General features: G+C 57.4%; 15 protein-coding genes. 9 read left to right on the top strand and 6 right to left on the bottom strand.

The genetic code is table 11. The annotated features are described in order from the left end of the window. The first annotated feature begins 36 nt into the window (after positions 1-36). From H8K03_06960 to fdhF, 4 genes are read left to right on the top strand one after another with little or no spacing between them, the layout of a single operon-like run. Positions 37-549 (top strand): universal stress protein, encoded by a 513-nt coding sequence (locus H8K03_06960; GenBank protein UVT21635.1) that lies wholly within the window; start codon positions 37-39, stop codon positions 547-549. 49 nt (positions 550-598) lie between these two features. After that, complete coding sequence (locus H8K03_06955; GenBank protein UVT21634.1) at positions 599-1,069, top strand: NAD(P)H-dependent oxidoreductase subunit E; 471 nt, start codon at positions 599-601, stop codon at positions 1,067-1,069. Between the two features lie 23 nt (positions 1,070-1,092). Continuing rightward, positions 1,093-2,592, top strand: a complete 1,500-nt coding sequence (locus H8K03_06950; GenBank protein UVT21633.1) for an SLBB domain-containing protein — start codon at positions 1,093-1,095, stop codon at positions 2,590-2,592. A gap of 5 nt (positions 2,593-2,597) precedes the next feature. Beyond that, positions 2,598-5,300 (top strand): formate dehydrogenase subunit alpha, encoded by a 2,703-nt coding sequence (gene fdhF / locus H8K03_06945; protein ID UVT21632.1) that lies wholly within the window; start codon positions 2,598-2,600, stop codon positions 5,298-5,300. 162 nt (positions 5,301-5,462) lie between these two features. Here the strand turns inward: fdhF and H8K03_06940 are convergent, their stop codons facing one another. Further along, positions 5,463-5,816 carry a cytochrome c gene (locus tag H8K03_06940; GenBank protein ID UVT21631.1) on the bottom strand — a complete coding sequence of 118 codons (354 nt, stop codon included), beginning with the start codon at positions 5,814-5,816 and terminating at the stop codon, positions 5,463-5,465. Positions 5,817-6,321: 505 nt separating this feature from the next. Here H8K03_06940 and H8K03_06935 point away from each other — a divergent pair. Then, complete coding sequence (locus H8K03_06935; protein ID UVT22399.1) at positions 6,322-6,813, top strand: hypothetical protein; 492 nt, start codon at positions 6,322-6,324, stop codon at positions 6,811-6,813. 63 nt (positions 6,814-6,876) lie between these two features. Here the strand turns inward: H8K03_06935 and H8K03_06930 are convergent, their stop codons facing one another. From H8K03_06930 to H8K03_06910, 5 genes are all read right to left on the bottom strand, one after another. Next, positions 6,877-7,875 carry a zinc-binding alcohol dehydrogenase family protein gene (locus H8K03_06930; protein ID UVT21630.1) on the bottom strand — a complete coding sequence of 333 codons (999 nt, stop codon included), beginning with the start codon at positions 7,873-7,875 and terminating at the stop codon, positions 6,877-6,879. A 75-nt stretch (positions 7,876-7,950) separates the two neighbouring features. Further along, positions 7,951-9,894 (bottom strand): acyl-CoA dehydrogenase family protein, encoded by a 1,944-nt coding sequence (locus H8K03_06925; protein ID UVT21629.1) that lies wholly within the window; start codon positions 9,892-9,894, stop codon positions 7,951-7,953. Positions 9,895-9,903: 9 nt separating this feature from the next. Further along, positions 9,904-11,310, bottom strand: coding sequence for a tryptophanase (locus tag H8K03_06920; protein ID UVT21628.1), 1,407 nt, complete (start codon positions 11,308-11,310; stop codon positions 9,904-9,906). Continuing rightward, complete coding sequence (locus H8K03_06915) at positions 11,307-12,269, bottom strand: helix-turn-helix transcriptional regulator (GenBank protein ID UVT21627.1); 963 nt, start codon at positions 12,267-12,269, stop codon at positions 11,307-11,309. The genes H8K03_06920 and H8K03_06915 overlap by 4 nt, the downstream gene beginning before the upstream one ends. Positions 12,270-12,400: 131 nt before the next feature. Next, on the bottom strand, positions 12,401-13,144 hold the full coding sequence (locus tag H8K03_06910; GenBank protein ID UVT21626.1) for an iron-containing redox enzyme family protein: 744 nt from the start codon (positions 13,142-13,144) through the stop codon (positions 12,401-12,403). Between the two features lie 238 nt (positions 13,145-13,382). Here H8K03_06910 and H8K03_06905 point away from each other — a divergent pair, with 238 nt between their 5' ends. The 4 genes from H8K03_06905 to H8K03_06890 are packed head-to-tail and all read left to right on the top strand — an operon-like array spanning position 13,383 to position 16,858. Continuing rightward, positions 13,383-13,976 carry a VOC family protein gene (locus tag H8K03_06905; protein ID UVT21625.1) on the top strand — a complete coding sequence of 198 codons (594 nt, stop codon included), beginning with the start codon at positions 13,383-13,385 and terminating at the stop codon, positions 13,974-13,976. A gap of 32 nt (positions 13,977-14,008) precedes the next feature. After that, positions 14,009-15,115 carry a homogentisate 1,2-dioxygenase gene (locus H8K03_06900; protein UVT21624.1) on the top strand — a complete coding sequence of 369 codons (1,107 nt, stop codon included), beginning with the start codon at positions 14,009-14,011 and terminating at the stop codon, positions 15,113-15,115. Continuing rightward, complete coding sequence (locus H8K03_06895) at positions 15,112-16,125, top strand: fumarylacetoacetate hydrolase family protein (protein ID UVT21623.1); 1,014 nt, start codon at positions 15,112-15,114, stop codon at positions 16,123-16,125. Before H8K03_06900 ends, H8K03_06895 begins: the two co-directional genes overlap by 4 nt. Continuing rightward, positions 16,106-16,858, top strand: a complete 753-nt coding sequence (locus H8K03_06890) for a hypothetical protein (GenBank protein UVT21622.1) — start codon at positions 16,106-16,108, stop codon at positions 16,856-16,858. The genes H8K03_06895 and H8K03_06890 overlap by 20 nt, the downstream gene beginning before the upstream one ends. The last annotated feature ends 5 nt before the right edge of the window (positions 16,859-16,863 follow it).

Raw genomic sequence — 16,863 nt, 5'->3', positions numbered from 1 at the left:
CGTGCTTGCTCAGTCATGTGAGCTGGAGGAAGGTCGATGGGTGAGACGACCCTGTTCAATCAGATCTTGTTGCCGGTCGACTTTTCCCCCTGTTCGAACGAGGCGTTTCGGATCGGGTGCCGTCTTGCGCGCATGTCGGGCTCGGAGGTCCTCGTTCTGCATGTGATCGACACGAGCATAGTGGCTACCATCCAGCGTGTAGGGCTCTCCACAGTTCCGTCCGACGTTGCGAGTCAACGCCGGCGGCTTCGGCATCACGCACGAGTAAACCTACGCCGCCTCATGGAATCCGGCGAAGCCAAAGGCGCGAACTGCACCAGACTCATTCTGGAAGGATCTCCGTTTGTAGAGATTGCTAAAGTAGCTCGCACCCAGCCCATCGATCTGATTGTCATGGGCACTTATGGGGTCCGCGCAGGCAGCGTCGATAAGCTGTTTTTTGGGAGCACGGCGGAAAAAGTCGTGAGAACCGCAGGCTGTCCGGTCCTCACGGTCCCGCTCCCGGCACTACTCAACGTACTCCCACCAGAGAAGGAAACTCCGCGATGAAGATGAATGGACTGTGGATACGCAGCGTGACGCGTGAAGGGGTGGCGCATTGACGGAGCGAGTCAGAGGGGCACTCACTGTCCTGTTGAGCGCGCACCGTCCGGAGCCAGGCCGCCGGGCACACATCCTCAGTGCCTTGTTGGCAGTCCAAGAGGCCTTCGGATATGTGCAGGCAGAAGCCGTACCGTTGATCGCCGATGCACTTGCAGTCACTGAAGCCGATGTGGCAGGCGTGCTGTCATATTATCCCGATCTGTATAGCGTTCCCCGAGGCCGCCACGTCGTTCGTGTTTGCCTCGGAGAAGCGTGTGTGGCGAATCGATCGGCGGCTCTGCTCGAGTCACTGTGCCATGACGTTGGTGCCGGTCTAGGACAGACCACTTCTGATGGACGGCTCACGATTGAACGGGTCTACTGCCTTGGCAATTGCGCGGTGGGGCCAACCGTGATGGCGGACGAGCAAATCTATGGCCGGGTTGGCCCGGAAGAATTACACACGATTCTCCAGAGCCATCCGTAGGACAACCGCACCTGTCCGCAGCTATGATCACGACGCTGTATCTTTCCAACGATACCTCGGCGCGAGCAGCCGGCGCTGATCGACTTGCACATGCCTGGGAAAGAGAACCCGACCTGCAGCTGATTCGAACATCGAGTCGCGGGGCCTTTTTCTTGGAACCGCTCGTGGAATGCGATGGCCCGGCCGGGCGTCTCCTCTGGCCTCGAGCGACGCCGGGCGATTTGCCACGCATCCGGGCAGGCATCGGCGGTGTGCAACTGTCGGATGTGCCGTTCCTGGCGCAACAGCAGCGGTTCGTCTTCAGCCGATTCGGTCAAGCCGAGCCGCTCTCTCTCACGCAGTACCGTGCAGATGGGGGCTGGCAGGCTGCCGATCGTGCCGCAGGCTGGTCACCGGAAACGATCATCCAAGAGATGAAAGCCTCCGGCTTGCGTGGACGGGGCGGCGCTGCGTTCCCGGTCTGGAATAAATGGGACATCGCGCGGCGGACCGCGTCGGATCAGAAGTACGTCGTCGCCAACGCGGACGAGGGCGATGCCGGGACCTACTGTGATCGCATGATCATGGAAGGAGAGCCGTTTCGGCTCATCGAAGGCATGCTGATCTGCGCCAAGGCCATTGGGGCGGATTGCGGCTATATCTATTGCCGCTGGGAATATCCGGCTGCCGCCGGGGCCATGCGTGCCGCCATTTCTGAGGCTGAGCGGGCAGGAGCGCTGGCAGTCGAGGGGCGACCGTTTCGCTTGGAAGTATTTCGCGGAGCAGGATCATATGTCTGCGGTGAGGAAACAGCGCTGCTCTCTTCGCTTGAGGGCGGCCGCGGCATGGTGAAGGTCCGCCCGCCATATCCCGCCGTTGCGGGTCTCTATGGGAAGCCGACCGTCGTCAGCAATGTGCTGACATTTGCGACGGTCACTGAAATTGTCTCCCGGGGGGCGGCCTGGCATGCGGCTCTGGGTACGGAACGATCAAAGGGAACGGTGGCACTGCAACTCGGAGGCCGTATCCGGCAGCCTGGCCTCATTGAAATTCCGTTCGGTTCGACGCTTCGCGAGGTGCTGGAGCGGTTCGGCGGCGGCATGGCGGACGGAGGTCGTTTCAAGGCCGTACAGGTCGGCGGCCCGCTAGGCAGTCTGTTTCCCGAATCCCAACTCGATATTCATCTCTGCTTTGATGCCTTCAACGATGCAGGCGCCGTATTGGGGCATGGCGGCATCGTCGTCTTTGACGACCAGACTGACATGGTGGAGCTCGCACGGCACTATATGACCTTTACCGCTGAGGAATCGTGCGGGACATGCAGCCCATGTCGAATCGGATCTGTCAGGAGCCGTGAACTATTGGAGCGCATTGAACGGGGCCAGGGGACACCGGCGGATCTGGAATTGCTGGCGGATCTCGGCGAGACTATGAAAGCGACCAGTCTGTGCGCGCATGGCGCGCGCGGCCCCTATCCCGTCCTCACCGCGATCGAACACTTCGGACGGGAGTTCCGAAACAGGCTGGACCAGGCCGACGCGTGATATCGATGCCCGAGATCACCATCAATGAAAGACGGGTTATTGCTGAACAGGGCGATACCATCTATCAAACCGCCATTCGAGCCGGCATTGCGATTCCTAGTCTGTGTGCGTCGGCGCATCTCGCTCCGTACGGATCCTGTCGACTGTGCCTCGCGGAAATCGAGGGCGTGAAGGGCTTCCATGCGACATGTTCGATGCCGGTCCGTGATGGGATGGTCGTTGCGACGGAAAGCCCTCAGCTGACCCGGCATCGGCGGAACGTGATCGAACTCTATTTATCCGAGCGCCCAACCACTGAGTCTCTTGGCGAACTGACCCGTTTGGCGGAACTTTACGGAGTGACCGATGTTCGATATCCGGTCGGCGTACAACGCGATCAGATCCGTGATGAGTCCAACCCCTTCTTTACATTCGACAACGCCAAATGCATTTCATGCGCCAGGTGCGTGCGGGCCTGCGATGAGATACAGCCCGCGCGCGCCGTCTCCATGATTCGGAGCGGATTCGCGGTGAGGCCGGGATGGGGCGGGGCTATCGGCGCCGGCGGGCACAGCCGGATTGCCGACTCCAATTGCGTCTCCTGCGGGGCTTGCGTCAAAGAATGTCCAACGGGGGCTCTATCTGAAAAGACCGTGCTCGAGCACGGTCCTGCCACTCGCCAAGTCCGCACGACGTGTGCGTACTGCGGAGTCGGATGCACCTTCCACGCCGGTGTTCGAGATAGCCGTATCGTAACCATGGTACCGGCCGACGATGGCCCGACCAATCATGGCCATGCCTGCCTGAAAGGCCGGTTCGGGTGGATGTACAACGATGCCGACGATCGAATTCAGACGCCGCTACTCCGTGAAGGTGATGGTTGGAAAGCCATCAGATGGGAGCAGGCGCTGGATCTCGTGGCCCACTCGTTCAGCCGGATCAAGGAGACAACCGGCCCGGATGGGGTCGCCGCTATTTCCTCAAGCCGCGGGACCAATGAAGAGAATTATCTGTTCGGGAAGTTCATTCGTTGCGTCATGGGCACGAACCATATCGATAACTGTGCCCGAGTCTGCCACAGCGCGACCGTGACGGGTATGATGGAGACGCTCGGCGCCTCCGCGGCCACCAACTCGATTCGCGATCTGGACGACGCCAAGCTGATTCTCGTTGTCGGTGCAAATCCGACTGAGTCGCATCCGGTCCTTGGCGCAAAGCTGCTGCAGCTAGCCCGACGGGGCGTGCCGTTCATAGTCATCGATCCGCGGCGTACTGAAATCGCGAAAGTAGCCACGATTCACCTGCAATTGCGGCCCGGCACCAACGTGGCGCTCCTCAATGGTCTCGGGCACGTGATTGCCGGGGAAGGCTTGCTCGATCAGCGCTTCATCGCCGGGCGTACCGAGGGGGTTGAGGATTGGCTCGCGACGGTAAAAGCCTATCCGCCGGAGGCTGTCGAGCGGCTGACCGATGTGCCTGCCCATGACATTCGCCGTGCGGCCAGGATGTATGCCCAGAGCGGGGCGGCGCTTGCCCTTCATGGTCTGGGGATGACGGAGCATCGCTGGGGCAGTCACGGGGTCATGGCGCTGTGCGATCTTGCCCTGGCAACGGGCAACATCGCGAGGCCCGGCACCGGCATCAACCCCTTGAGAGGACAAAACAATGTACAAGGGGCTTCGGACTCCGGCTGCCTGCCGACGCACTTCGTCGCCTATCAATCCTTGAGCGATCCCGTGGTGGCGGCGCGGCACGAGTCCATCACGGGAAAGCCTTTGCCGAGCAAACGAGGCATGAAGATTCCGGACATGTGGGACGCGGCGCTCGATGGACGGCTGAAGGCGCTGTGGATTGTAGGCTATGACGTGGCGCAGACCGATCCGAATCTCAAAAAAGTGAGAGAGGCTCTGTCGCGGATCGAGTTTCTCGTGGTGCAGGATCTCTTTATGAGCGAGACCGCGAAATTTGCCCATCTTGTGCTCCCCGGCGCGTCATTCCTGGAAAAAGATGGAACCTTTACCAACTTGGAGCGGCGCATTCAGCGCATCAGAAAGGCGGTGGACCCGCCTCACGGCATCCTTCCGGACTGGCAAGTGGTCTGCGAAGTCTCCCGTCGAATGGGATATCCGATGCATTATGGACATCCTTCCGAGATCATGAAGGAAATGGCGGCGCTCAGCCCGATATTGGCCGGTGTGACGTATGAACGATTGGACCAGCCGGACGGTTTACAGTGGCCGGTGCTCGACGACACTCATCCGGGGACAACACTCATGCATGCGGACAGTTTTCCCAGAGGCAAAGGTCGCTTTGTCGGCGTGGATTATCTCCCGCCGGGTGAACTGCCCGACGAGGACTATCCGTTCGTGCTGATCACCGGGCGTATTTTGGAGCATTACAATTGCGGCGCACAGACGAGGAGAACCCCTCTCATCAACTTGGTAGACCGTGACGTGCTTGAAATGCATCCCGACGATTGTGCTCGCCTGGGGTTGGATCGAGATCAGATGGTACGCCTTGTGAGTCCTCGAAGCGCGGCCGTTCTGCCGATTCGGCCCAGCACGCGCATGCGGCCGGGCGAATTATTCACCAGCTTTCATTTCCCCGGCTCGGATGTGAACAGCCTGCTTTCGTCCAGCGCAGATGAAAGCTCCAAATGTCCTGAATACAAGGTCTCCGTAGTGCGAGTTGAACCGGTGGACGGAAAGACGCCTGACGCAGGCAGGTAGGTTCGGCAGAGGCATGCGCCTGGATCATCCGCCGGCACGTATTATCGTGAATGCTTCTGTCCGTCTGCGATCCGGCGGAGCATCTCTTCGGCGCTTGAACACTATTCTCAGATGAAGACGGTCTCCAGAACCGAGCAGTCTCTGATTCAGTTTCGCGTATGGCTACTTGGCGAGAGTCCGTACATACACGAGCACATCGCGCGCGTCCTGCTGAGACAGGCGAATGTTCCATGAAGGCATGGTTGCTTTTCCTTCATGTATGGAGGTGAGAAGGGCCGCATCCGACTTGTGTTGTGTCGCCGGCGATGTAAGGTTGGCCGGATCGGCACCGAGGAGTTTATACCCGTCTCCTTTTCCCTCGGAGCCATGACATCCGGCGCAATGCTTAAGGTAGACCTGTTTTCCCTTTGCCATCCGATCTGATGCGGATCGAGACGTCGCTTTTCCGTGCGGAGGCATAGAAAGCACGCCCGCTATCGTCAGTGTGAGAAGGACCACGGAGCTGACCAGTCTCATCACAGCATTCACAATCCTGGTACGACCGAACCGCAGTGTTCTCTCCTAAAAACCGATCATGGCTTCGAATTTGTCGCTGATATCTGGATACCGCGGCGGCACAGTATCAGGGGTGATGGAAGATGTCGAGTGCATATTGTCAGCGAGCGGGGCCGATGTGGAGTCCCAATGAGACAGAAGTCATACCCTTGCGACTGTCTGTACAAGCATGAGGGTGGAATTGAGAGCAGAAGCAAGCCTCGGCAAGACTCATGACTATGGAGGAGGATGGTGACAAGATCCCAACCTTGGGGCAAAAGGCTACAGCGATATGCTTCCGATGATTGGATTATTCGGATAATATCTGGACTGGTCGATAAATAGACATGGCACTGGGCTTGCTCGATCCTGGCTATGGAGGCTCTCTCTTTTTCGGACGGAAAATGCCTAGATCGAGGAAGCTTCATGGCAACTTTGAGAGATTCTCTCTGCGGGAAGGTGTAATGACAATCGCAGTGATGCCGTGATCAAGACTTGGCGTGTTAAGTCATCAGTCAAGACCGGGTTTACGTTCGGTTTGACCTCCGGCGTTATTACCACCATTGGACTGATGGTGGGGCTGGACTCGGGTACCCATTCGAAAGCCGTTGTTCTCGGCGGGATTCTCACCATTGCCATCGCTGATTCTCTGTCGGACGCGATGGGTATCCATCTCTCGGAAGAATCGAAGAACACCGGTTCGACCGTACATGTTTGGGAGTCGACAATCGCGACGTTCGTCGCAAAATTTATCATCGCTTTGAGCTTCATCGTGCCGGTGCTCGCCGCCCCCCTTCCGATCGCGATTCTTGCAAGCATCCTCTGGGGCCTTTTCCTGATTGCCGTCCTTAGTTTCTTCCTGGCGCGAACCCAAGGAATCGCACCCTGGACGGTGATTGCGGAACATGTATTCATCATGCTGTGCGTGGTGATGCTCTCGTATTATGTCGGGAATTGGATAGAAGGGTGGAAGGAATAGAACGGTGACGGGCTCGGCCCTCTCGTTGCAGAGCCCGTTTCACTCAAGCCATCTAGAGCCATGCTAGTCGGCCACCCGTATCACTACTTTTCCCATTGGGCCCTGCGCGAGTCGCGAGAATCCCATCATGACGGCTTCGAATGGGACCACGCTGTCCACCTGCGGACGGCGTCCGATCGCCTTCAGCCGACCGACGATGTGTTCCCACGCTGCCTGTGCGGCCTGACGTGTGTAGTCTCCAACGGCGACGCCGCCGATGCGAAGGCGCCGGAACAATAAGGTCGCTGGATTGAACTCTGGGACTACGCCTCCGCTCCGGCCGACGATGCTGATTCGACCACGATGGCCGAGAAGCGCGATGACGTGAGGGAGCAGCTTACCGCCGACGCAGTCGATAGCCAGGTCCACTCTCTTGGGGTGGATCGCCGCAGAGACAGATTGCACAAGGTTGTTGGCCGCAGGATCGAACACAAAGTCCGTTCCTAGCGTGTTCAACTTGGCTCTCTTCTCTGCATCGCGCGATAGCCCTACGACGACCAGACCCATCGATTTTCCGAGCATCACCGATGCCACGCCGACTCCACCCGACGCGCCGGTCACGAGGAGAACCGACCCCTCTGGTGGCGGAGCCGGTGGATCGTTCCACTGAGTCAAGGCCTGCCAGGCGGTTAAGAAGACGAGCGGGGCGCCGGCCATTTCTTCGAGAGACCAACCGGCGGGGATACGGGCGAGACTGTCAGCAGGAACCACGACTTTCTCAGCCAGGGTTCCTGGGATTTCCACTCCCGCTTCACAGCGCAGAATTCCAACTGTGTCACCCCTACGAATGTTGTCCACACGCGATCCCACGATCTCGACATCGCCCACGCCGTCACGCCCGAGAATATGAGGCAGGACGGGTTTGGCCGGATACAGTCCTTGTGCCAGAAAGGCATCCGCCGGATTGAGCGAGGCATACCGCACCTTCAGCCGTACCTCTGCCGGCCCGGGCTGAGGATCGGGCACCTCGCCGAGCCGCAACTGGCCAACTCCGTTATAGGAATCCATCAACCAGGCACGCATGCGTTGAGCTTTGCTGTGATGAATCTTGTGATGGATGACCGTGTCCGAACGCTTTCCTCGAACGTCCCCTGGGAATCACACCACCTTACGCATATGTTCTTCATCGGGCCTCAAGGCTCTCTCCCGCCTCACGTAGTCTTGAAGAGCGCGCCGTATGATTCCATCGGTAAGTGAAGCATATCGACCGCTAAGGGCCTTGCTCCCGATGGATGCCACCTCTGCGTCCTGATTGCGAATCAATCCTTGAGTGTTGTGAGCGATCCGGTCCGTTGCTTCTCGAAAGCATTCCTCCACGAGTTCCCAAACGTCCGAATGCGCAGCGATCCATTCCCGCGTGTCGGCGTACAGCGCCGTGGCTGCGATCACCAGAAGATCTTCTCCGATCATCTCGATCCGGTTTTGCCGACCCTGATCGTCTTGAAGCGTCTTCCGATGAAGCAGCATGGCATAAAAGATCGTCCGCGCCAGTCGACGGCTCGCACGTTCCACGAAAAGCAGCTTGGAGCGGACATTCGAGTGTTGGAATTCCGGGCGTGGCGGTAGTCGGCGACTTCTCCATTGGCTTATGTACCAAGAAGAATAGAATTTCAGGAGTCCCCACAACTCGATGAATTGACGAACGCCCGTCGCTCGTTCGTCGAAGAGATGTCCGGCTTTTTCGAGATGCATGTTGAGACCCTCGCGAGCGACGAATGGTCGCAGGATATCCGTGGCCCCTTCTCCGATTCGGTACATCTCCGCATCGCGGACCAGCTGCTCGATACCGAACGCAGGCTCTCCCCGGACCCACTTGGAATGGGCTGTTTCGTATCCCATCCCTCCGAAGATCACTTGGGCGTCTTTTAAGACCTGGATAGTTCTCTCGGAGCAGAACAGCTTGGCCAGAGCCGCTTCGATCCGGACGTCAAACGTGTGCTGATCGGCCATTCGCCATGCCGTGAACGCGAGGGCCTCCATCGCGAAGAGGTTCGAAGCCATGCGGCCTAGCCTGATGCGTTGCGTCTGCCTGGTTCCCAGAGGCTTCTGGAAGGTGACCCTCTGGTTGGCCCGATCGAGTGTGGGTTGCCAAGCTTGTTTGGCCATGCCCAAGCAAATGGCAGGGATGCTGACCGCGCGGCCCACGTTGAGGATGGTCAGCGCGTACTTAAGCCCTCGGCCGACCTCACCGATGACATTCCCGGTCGGGACGTGAACATCCGTGAACGTCATGTGAGCATTCTCGATGCCCCGGCATCCCTCGAACTGGCAGTGCTGTTGGATATGAACACCGGGCGTGCGCATATCGAGGATGAAGGCGGTGTGTACGTAATCGTCTGCTCTTTCGCCGGTGGGAACCGGTTCCCACCTCGTCTGCCCATTCTGCTCTTTCCGTTTGGCCGGTACCCGCGCGATCAACGTCACGTAGCGGGCGATGGGGCCGTTCGTGCACCATAGTTTTTCGCCGTTCACGACAAACGCTGCTCCGCTGGAATCTAGGACGGCTTCCGTTGCAATGTTTGCGGCGTCGGATCCGGTAATCGGTTCCGTGAGAGCGAAAGCCGATATTGCCTCCCGCGCCACAAGCGGAAGGTACGTGCGGCGCTGCTCCTCGTTGCCGAACATGAGGATCGGCATCGCGATACCGATCGATTGCGGCACGGCGACGGTGAGAGCCAGCGCATTACTCCAGCTCGCCATGAGCATGAGCGCGCGGCCATAGTTCGTGTACGAGAATCCAAGCCCGCCATACTGTCGGGGAATCTTCATGCCGAAGGCGCCGATCGCGAAGAGTCCCTTCAGGACAGAGTCGGGGATTCTCGCGGTCCGTTCGATTTCATCGGGATCGACATGCGTCTTGAGAAAGGTTTCCAGGCGTGGGCAAAATGCTTCCCAGGAAGCCTTCTCTTCCGGCGACTCTTCCGGCATGAGGAGGAGCGAAAAGTCGGGCCTTCCTGCGAATAGCCCCACCATAAAACTCCGGCCTGCCAACCGCTCCCGGGCCTCCTCGATCCGTTCGAACCCCTTGAACAGAGCGGCCATGATGTTTCCTTAGACAGTCATCGGTTCCAGAGACGGTGACGCGTCCAGCTCGGCAAAGCGCGCCGTAAAATGGCGCAACATCGGCGCCTCATAGGTCAACGAGAGGCCGTGGATCAGCTCGCGTCTTTGATACAATTCGATGATGGACTCCGCGACATAGGTGATCTGCATGTTCGTATAGACACGCCGAGGCAGGGCGAGTCTGACCATCTCCAATTCGGGATGAATGGTCTCGCCAGTCATTGGATCCTTTTTCCCAAACATGAGGGTGCCGATCTCAACACCTCGAATGCCGTAATCCCGGTACAGAGCGACGGCCAGCGCTTGCCCGGGAAATTCGATTCGGGGAATGTGAGGGAGAAATTCTTTCGCGTTGAGGTAGACCGCATGGCCGCCGATCGGCTTGAGGATCGGGACGCCGGATTGGTTGAGGAGCTCGCCCAAGTATCGAACCTGCCCGATTCGGAAACGGAGATAGTCCTCATCCAGCACTTCTTGAAGTCCTTGGGCCATTGCCTCGAGATCTCTGCCTGCCAGGCCGCCATACGTCGGAAAGCCTTCCACCAAGATCAGCATATTGGTGATCTCTTGGGACCACTGATCGTTGTTCAAGCTTAGAAAGCCTCCGATATTGACAAGCCCGTCCTTCTTGGCCGACATCGTACAACCGTCCCCGTAAGAAAAGAGTTCACGGGCGATGTCGGCAATAGACCGGTCGGCGTATCCTTGTTCACGTTCCTTGATGAAGTAGCAATTTTCGGCGAATCGACAGGCGTCAAAGAACAGAGGAATGTCATACCGATTGAGCAATCTCCGGGTTTGACGGATATTCTCCATCGAGACCGGTTGGCCGCCGCCGCTGTTATTGGTGATGGTGATCATCACGAGTGGAATGTGTTCACGGCCCACGCGATGAATCGTTTCTTCGAGCCGACTAAGATCCATATTCCCCTTGAAGGGCAACTCGCTGTGCGGGTCGTATGCTTCCTTGATGACCAGATCGAGGGCGTGCGCCCGTTGATGCTCGACGTTGGCACGTGTGGTATCGAAATGAATATTGTTCGGGACATACGTGCCCGGCTTCAGGATGACGGAGAAGAGAAGATTTTCCGCCATACGCCCCTGATGAGTCGGAATGACGTGCTTATAACCGAAGATTGACCGGACTGTTTCTTCCAGATGGTAGTAGTTTCTGCTGCCGGCATAAGACTCGTCCCCTAACATCAGGCCGGCCCATTGCCGGTCGCTCATGGCCGCTGTGCCGCTATCGGTCAAGAGATCGACATACACACTCTCTGCTGGGACCTGAAACAGATTGTAGCCGGCGGTGCGCAGGAGCCTGTCGCGCTCTTCGCGAGTCGTGTGACGAATGGGCTCCACCACCTTGATTTTGAACGGCTCGGAAGGGAATTTCATGCAACCGACCTCATGAATCGCTCCAGTTCCATCTTGAAAGCCCGGGGTTCGCAAAATTCGAACACGTATCGGGTCATGTCGAAGAGCGGAGCCGGATCGAGGTCCCGCAACAACTCCGGCTTCCACGTGATTTCCAGTTGGTTGATCATCGTAATCGGTATGGTGGGCGACACCATGCCGAGCTGGACTTGCCCGTAGGATCGGGAAAAGATCAGAATCTCTCTGTCAAAGATGGCGGTATTGAGATCCCGCGCGGCCCCTTGTTGCCTGTAATCTTCCTCGAAACGTTGAAAGGCGGCCGCCCGTTCAAGCTCTTCACGAAACGCAAAGAAGATCTTGATGCCCGCCCGATATTGGTCATCCATGACCTGGATGGCATCCGTGACGACCGATTCTTGTCGCATCTGTTCGCGTGTCAGGACTATGAGGCGGCGAATCGTGACCCCTCGCTTGACCGCCGCTTGGTTGGCCAACAGGTAGCTTGGGTATAAGGCCTCTCCCTTTTTCCAGATGTTCCATCGCTCCATGATGGCGTCCATGGATTGTTCCGCGGTTTGGACGAGCCGAACGGCTTCCGCATTTGCTTCGGCGCCTTCGTAGAGCAACGTCTGTGTTTCAAGCTGGCGGAGTTCTTGTCCGATGGCTGCTACTTTGCGTGGAATGTATTTCGGGCTCTTCGGGACGTGGAGCATGACTCCGACGGCGGTCTGCGCCAGGGTCCAGTACTCTTTGGCCTGTTTCGGGGCTTTGTCTTTTTGAGCGATCAGGAGGAGTTCTACTGGATTCTTGTTCAGGAGTTTAGCGATCTTGATGCACAATTCCGGCTTGGGGACTTTGAGCCCTCGGCGCATCAGGTTGGCTTCCGGCTGAGCGATTCCCAGTTTCTCCGCCAAGGCGTAATCACTGCTCAATCCGTACCGCCCCTTGACCAATTCGAAGTATTCCGCGATTTCCGTCATGCTGGCCTCATCATAGGATGACCTCATATTTAGGGGCGGTCTGGGGGAAGTGAAGCACTCCACCGGCGGTTCCTCCGCAAAGAGTTGTATCCCGGCTCCAATCTCCCATCACATGTCCATCATCGGTACTGCTAAGTGACCGTCATTCGCACGTCAGTCTGTGCAGACTGTCGGATGTTGCCGGATCGCCGCTTTTCGAGTCCCAGCCAAAATCCTTCCAGATAGTTCAACACGGCCTTCACACCCTCTTGGAAGTCTTGTTCCTGCTGAACCGCGAAAGTCGCCGACCCTGGTTCACCATCCATGACTTGAACGGCTTGTTTCATGGCTTCTTCATGACTCTGCTCCAGCTGCCGGTGAAAGGTGAAATAGGTCAGGTCCATTTGCGGGTGGCGAAGGGTTTTCAAGTGCAGGAGACCCGGGATCAGATGATCCCACATCGTGATGGCCATATTTTCAAGGCCGAATGAGGCGCCCAAGGCTTTTGCATGATTGCCATCACTGTAGAGCCTCTCCATCCCTTCGATATAGGCGCGAGTTGAAGGCAGCATGGAGCGGGTCATCGCGTCGTGAATATCGATCCCTAGAGACCGCAAAAAGTCACGGTACAGCAGCTCGTGGCGGCGCCGAGTCTCTCCGTCACCCAATTCCGAGTACAGCACTTTCGTCAGCTCGTCGGCGATCTGTTCATCTTCGGTATTCACGAGCTGAGCGACGAGAACTTGCGGGAAAAATCTGGCGAAGTTGTAGAACTCCACGGCAAATTCTTTGAGTTCGCCGTCGGTGAGGTCTCCGGAACGAAAGCGGCCAAGGTAGGAATTGTTGATGGCTCCATGTCGCAGGACGAGTTGCCTCATTTCTTGGTAGAAAGTCATAGGCACCTCCGAGGTTCTTGGCGAAGCCGGTCTTGCCCGCCAGGATAATAGCAATTCTATATCATTACGGCAATACTGTGCAATTATGGACTTCTACAACAATTAGTAGCGTGAAGCATTGCAATTAAACATCGCTACATAAAGCATCTTGTCATAGCATAAGAAAAATAGTAATATTTAATCAGGCAATATAATAATACTATAAAAGAGAGGTTCTTGAGGGCGATGCGGAGGCGCTATGAAACAGAACACGGGTTTTGATCACGTCACTCTCTGTGTCGACGATCTGGCAACCGCGGAATTCATATTTGCCAAGATTCTCGGGTTCGAGGTGATCTGGTCTGCCAAAGACGTGGGAAGCGACACGTCTTCGATGGATACCGTTGTCGTCCAGCGCGGAACCGCCAAGATTGCTCTGATGCAGGGGAGAGACAAGATCCGAAAGTCTCAAATCAATGAATTCATAGAACGGTACGGACAGGGCGTCCAGCATGTGGCCCTCGAGGTCGACGATATCGAAACGGTGTGCCGAGAGTGGGAGGCGCATGGCGTGCAGTTCAGTGGGCCGGTGAAAGAGGGGAGGGATGGCTTCGGACCGCTCAAGCAGCGCTTCACCTATCCCCTTTTTCTGAACAGCGGGCTGTTTATCGAGCTGACTCAGCGGCAGCACGGAGAAGGAACGTCGAGGACATTTGTCCGGAGCACGGTGGAATCGCTGTACAAGGATATTGAGCGTGATCAAACCTCCGGTGTGACACGGACGATCGTCGATTATGACTCACCTTCCATGCCACGGAACGAGCAAAAGAAGCGAATGAAGAAGGCATCGTGACAGCGTGATCAGATTTTCGTCGGGAGTCGGTCATGTATCTCAAGAGGAGAGGAAAGGTTCCCAACCAAGCTCATGTCGGGATTCCCGAGGGGCTTTACGAAGAAGAACATGGGCGAAACGGGTTTGTAGGTGCCGTTTCTCATCTCTATCGCCGGCATCCACCGACTGCATGGACCGCGATCGAAGGAACATTGAAGCCGAGGGCCTTTGACTGTTCGCAGTTTCCTGAAACCGCATTGGCGGTGCCCACGCAGTCAGCGCTGGTGCTGCACAGCCCGGATGCCAATCTCTACCTGTCCTGTCCACATGAAACGACGCCCTATTTCGTCCGCAATGCGGATGGAGACGAAGTTCATTTCGTGCATAAGGGTCTTGGAAGATTTGAGACTGACTATGGGTTTCTGGCTTATGAGCCGGGCGATTACGTCTTGATTCCCAAAGGTACGACCTATCGAATTCATGTCGACGCCGGCCCTTCCGTTTTCCTCACTATCGAAACACCGCTTCCTTTGGCGGTGCCGGATCGGGGAGCTCTCGGACAGCACGCGCTCTTCGATAAAGGCGTGCTTGTCGCTCCGGACTTGGAAACGGTGGAGCCGGTAGAGACGGTCGGTCGAGCATGGGAAGTGCGGATCAAGCGTCAAGGCGCCTGGACGCGGGTTGTCTATTCTTTCTATCCCATGGATGTGGTTGGGTGGAAAGGAGACTTATGGGTCGCGAAACTGAATGTGCGGGATTTCCGGCCGGTCGTCAGCCCTCGCTATCATTTGCCGCCGAGCGTCCATCAGACGTTTCAAGCCGGCGGGTGTCTGATCTCCACGTTTGCTCCAAGACCGCTGGAAACTGATCCGGAGGCTTTGCGTGTCCCCTTTTATCATCGAAATACGGACTACGATGAAGTGCTCTTCTATCATGATGGAGAGTTCTTCAGTCGCGCAGGCATCCGGCCGGGGATGCTCACCTTGCATCCCCAGGGAATCCACCACGGCCCGCAACCGCAGGCGGTCCAAGGCAGCCGAACGAAGACGTACACAACCGAGGTGGCGGTGATGGTGGAGTCTAAGGCTCCCTTCACGGTTCAACCGGAGCTGGAGGCTGTGGAGATCAAAGACTACGCATTGAGTTGGAGTCGCCCATGAAGCTCGTCAGTTTCCGAGTGAAAACTCCTGTCGGTACCTTCACAAGAGTCGGAGCCGTACATCTCCAGTGGGTCATAGACTTGAACATGGCCTATGCCCGGTGGTTGGCGGATCAACAGGAAGCGCAACCGCGCCGCATAGCCGATGCGCAGGTTCCGCCCGCCATGTTGGAGTTCCTCGAAGGAGGAGAATCCACAATGGCCGCGGCACGCCGCGCGAAAGACTATGTCACCGCACTACCCACATCGGTCATGGGCCCATCCGGTGAGTCGATTCTGTATGGGGGGGCAGAGGTTCAAGTCATCGCTCCTCTCTCCAATCCGTCTTCGCTCCGGGACTTTATCGCGTTTGAAGACCATATCGCTGCGACCTCGAAGAAGCGGGGACAGCCGATTCCTCCTGAATGGTACAAGGCGCCCGTCTACTACAAAGGGAACCACCGCACCATCGTCGGGCCGGACCAGGATCTATCATGGCCGCTGCACACGACGAAGTTGGATTACGAGCTGGAGCTCGCCTGCGTGATCGGGCGCCAGGGTAGCGACATACCTGAACGGCTCGCCGGAGACTATATCGCGGGATACACGATCATGAATGACTTCAGCGCCCGCGACATCCAATTCCAGGAAATGGCCTGTCGGCTGGGACCGGCGAAGGGCAAGGACTTCGCGACCGCACTGGGTCCCTGTCTCGTGACTCCCGATGAGATCGCGGACCTCGGTGCGTTGACGATGATCGCGAGGGTGAACGGAGAAGAGTGGTCGCGAGGACGATTCGGGACCATCCATTGGTCCTTCCCTCAAATGATCGCGCATGTGTCCCGAGGTGAAATGATCTATCCGGGAGATGTCTTCGGTTCGGGAACGGTGGGCGGCGGATGCGGGCTGGAGATGGACCGCTATTTGAAGCCGGGCGACGTGGTGGAGTTGGAGATCCAGCCGATCGGCGTTCTTAGAACCCGTGTGGTGACTGAAGCACAAGGGGGTGAAGATGCTTATCGGCATGGTTGAGCAAGTCCTCTCGGAGGTGATGGAACGACATCGTGCGCTCTATCACGGGCCGACGATGGACGCAAAGCTGAGAGCTATTATCCGCCCCGGTTCGCACACTGATCTGACTACGGAAGACATCCTGCATGTACTGCGTATGTCTCGATCCGTCTTTTTCGATACCCATGTGGAGGTCGTATCGGGCCATCACACCGCCACGTATTTACGGTTCGATTCGATCGCGCGTTATCCTGAACTCATCCGAACGTTGGCCGGAGATATGGCTGGCTGGATCAGGCAGACGTTTCAAGGCCGTCCCATAACCGGAGTCGTGGCGACGAGCTCGGCCGCGGAGCAACTTGCGCGAGCCATCGCGGCTGAGCTTCGAGACACGATGCAAATGCGTATCGGGTTGACGCCATACAGCTGTGAGACAGGACGAATCGGCACGGACATTACCGCCGGCGCCATTACGGCCGGTGAGCGTTTCCTGGCGCTCAACGATGTCACTACACGCGGCAATTGCGTGAGTAAACTCGGGACAGTCATCACGGACAATGGGGGTCTGTTGGCAGGAATGATGGTCTTCGCCCGCCGTGACAGCGGTCAGTTTCCGCTGATGGATGAACTCGTCGCACGGCATCCATTTTATTACACGACGGATCTCGACATGCCCCAATGGGAGCCACAGCATTGTCCTCTATGCAGAGACAACAAACCGTTGCTCTCATGGAGGGACATGCCGGCTCTGTAAGCCTG

Origin of the sequence: Nitrospira sp. (assembly GCA_024760545.1) — a bacterium.
In the GTDB taxonomy this organism is placed as follows: Bacteria; Nitrospirota; Nitrospiria; order Nitrospirales; family Nitrospiraceae; genus Nitrospira_D.
The sequence above is the reverse complement of the archived record's forward strand: the minus strand, read 5'-3'. Positions and strand labels throughout refer to the sequence as shown.

Excerpts from the sequence above, each read along its gene's own strand:
- H8K03_06960 (UVT21635.1), top strand. The coding sequence starts at position 37 with ATGGGTGAGACGACCCTGTTCAATCAGATCTTGTTGCCGGTCGACTTT.
- H8K03_06950 (UVT21633.1), top strand. The coding sequence starts at position 1,093 with ATGATCACGACGCTGTATCTTTCCAACGATACCTCGGCGCGAGCAGCC.
- fdhF (UVT21632.1), top strand. The coding sequence starts at position 2,598 with ATGCCCGAGATCACCATCAATGAAAGACGGGTTATTGCTGAACAGGGC.
- H8K03_06940 (UVT21631.1), bottom strand. The coding sequence starts at position 5,816 with ATGAGACTGGTCAGCTCCGTGGTCCTTCTCACACTGACGATAGCGGGC.
- H8K03_06930 (UVT21630.1), bottom strand. The coding sequence starts at position 7,875 with ATGCGTGCCTGGTTGATGGATTCCTATAACGGAGTTGGCCAGTTGCGG.
- H8K03_06925 (UVT21629.1), bottom strand. The coding sequence starts at position 9,894 with ATGGCCGCTCTGTTCAAGGGGTTCGAACGGATCGAGGAGGCCCGGGAG.
- H8K03_06920 (UVT21628.1), bottom strand. The coding sequence starts at position 11,310 with ATGAAATTCCCTTCCGAGCCGTTCAAAATCAAGGTGGTGGAGCCCATT.
- H8K03_06915 (UVT21627.1), bottom strand. The coding sequence starts at position 12,269 with ATGACGGAAATCGCGGAATACTTCGAATTGGTCAAGGGGCGGTACGGA.
- H8K03_06910 (UVT21626.1), bottom strand. The coding sequence starts at position 13,144 with ATGACTTTCTACCAAGAAATGAGGCAACTCGTCCTGCGACATGGAGCC.
- H8K03_06905 (UVT21625.1), top strand. The coding sequence starts at position 13,383 with ATGAAACAGAACACGGGTTTTGATCACGTCACTCTCTGTGTCGACGAT.
- H8K03_06900 (UVT21624.1), top strand. The coding sequence starts at position 14,009 with ATGTATCTCAAGAGGAGAGGAAAGGTTCCCAACCAAGCTCATGTCGGG.
- H8K03_06895 (UVT21623.1), top strand. The coding sequence starts at position 15,112 with ATGAAGCTCGTCAGTTTCCGAGTGAAAACTCCTGTCGGTACCTTCACA.
- H8K03_06890 (UVT21622.1), top strand. The coding sequence starts at position 16,106 with ATGCTTATCGGCATGGTTGAGCAAGTCCTCTCGGAGGTGATGGAACGA.